Source organism: Mesorhizobium sp. M2A.F.Ca.ET.067.02.1.1 (assembly GCF_004023285.1).
Classification (GTDB): Bacteria; Pseudomonadota; Alphaproteobacteria; order Rhizobiales; family Rhizobiaceae; genus Mesorhizobium.
Window position 1 is genome coordinate 1 of record NZ_RZSB01001096.1, and the last position, 1,373, is coordinate 1,373.

2 protein-coding genes are annotated in these 1,373 nt (G+C 63.5%); one reads left to right on the plus strand and one right to left on the minus strand.

The genetic code is table 11. From position 1 onward, the window contains the following. The coding region (locus EOA28_RS35750; RefSeq protein ID WP_245501683.1) for a SulP family inorganic anion transporter at positions 1-673 on the minus strand (673 nt) is incomplete at its 3' end. 224 nt (positions 674-897) lie between these two features. Here EOA28_RS35750 and EOA28_RS35755 point away from each other — a divergent pair. Then, a partial coding sequence (locus EOA28_RS35755) for a DNA gyrase subunit A (protein WP_281060956.1) occupies positions 898-1,373 on the plus strand: 476 nt, incomplete at its 3' end.

Here is a 1,373-nt window from a genome sequence, read left to right on the forward strand (position 1 = left end):
GCAAGGCGCCGAGCACCTCGACGCCACGGTTCCTCAAATCGAAGGAGACGACGCCAAGCGTCGCCAGGACCATGCCGATCAACGCCGCCGGGATCCGCGCGCTGACCTGTCCGGCGGCGAAGACGATGGCGAAGACACCGAGGCCGATTGCCAGGCTCCAGGGATTGGTGAGGTGGATATTGGCGGCTATCTCGCCGACTCGCCGCACGGTCTCGCCTCTTTCGGCCGGCAGGCCGAGCAAGGAAGGCAGTTGCGAGACGATGATATGGACCGAAATGCCGGCGAGGAAACCCGTCGTGACCGGCACGGACAGCAGATCGGCGATCCAGCCGAGACGGAAGACGCCGCTGAGCGCCACCAGCAGCCCCACCATCAGGGCCAGCATGGCCGCCAGCGCCAGGTAATGCGGCGAGCCCGAGGTGGCGATCAGCGCCAGACCGCCGGCGAACAAGGGCGTGATCGTCGAATCCGCGCCGGCCGACAGCTGGCGGTTGGCGCCGAGCAGCGCGAAGGCGACAGAGCCGGCGACGAAACTGAAAAAGCCGATCTGCGGCGCGAAACCGCCAAGGCGCGCCGTCGCCATCTGCTCGGGAATGGCGATCGCGGCCAGCGTGATGCCGGCCGCCAGATCGCCGTTGAGGTCCTTGACGCTCCAGCCGCTGAGGGCCCGCATGGGTAGCCATGAGGCCAGCTTCACAGCAGTTGCGGTTTTTGCCCGATCCATCGCCGACCTTGCCGCATGACGGCGAAAACGACGGTGGCCATATCGTCGCAATCAGCGGTATCCATTTGAAATTACCATCAAAATTGTCTCTGGAAAAGTCCGGCCGACATTGGAGTTTCGGCAAGGCTTCCTATATAAGCATGCAGTGATTCCCGACTGGATTGTGACCTGATTTGACCGACCAGAAGACACCGCGCGGGCCGGACGGCGGCCCCACCGGCATCGAGCCGATTTCGATCATCGAGGAGATGCAGCGCTCCTATCTCGATTACGCCATGAGCGTGATCGTCAGCCGCGCGCTGCCAGACGTGCGCGACGGCCTGAAGCCCGTCCATCGCCGCATCCTCTACGCCATGCAGGAAGGCGGTTACCACTGGAACCGCAAGCATGTGAAATCGTCGCGCATCGTCGGCGACGTGATGGGTAAATACCATCCGCATGGCGACGCCTCGATCTATGACGCGCTGGTTCGCATGGCGCAGGACTGGTCGCTGCGCGTGCCTCTGATCGACGGGCAGGGCAACTTCGGCTCCATCGACGCCGATCCGCCCGCGGCCATGCGCTACACCGAGTCGCGGCTCACCAAGGTCGCGCATGAACTCCTGGAGGATATCGACAAGGAAACGGTCGATTTCCAGGACAATTATGA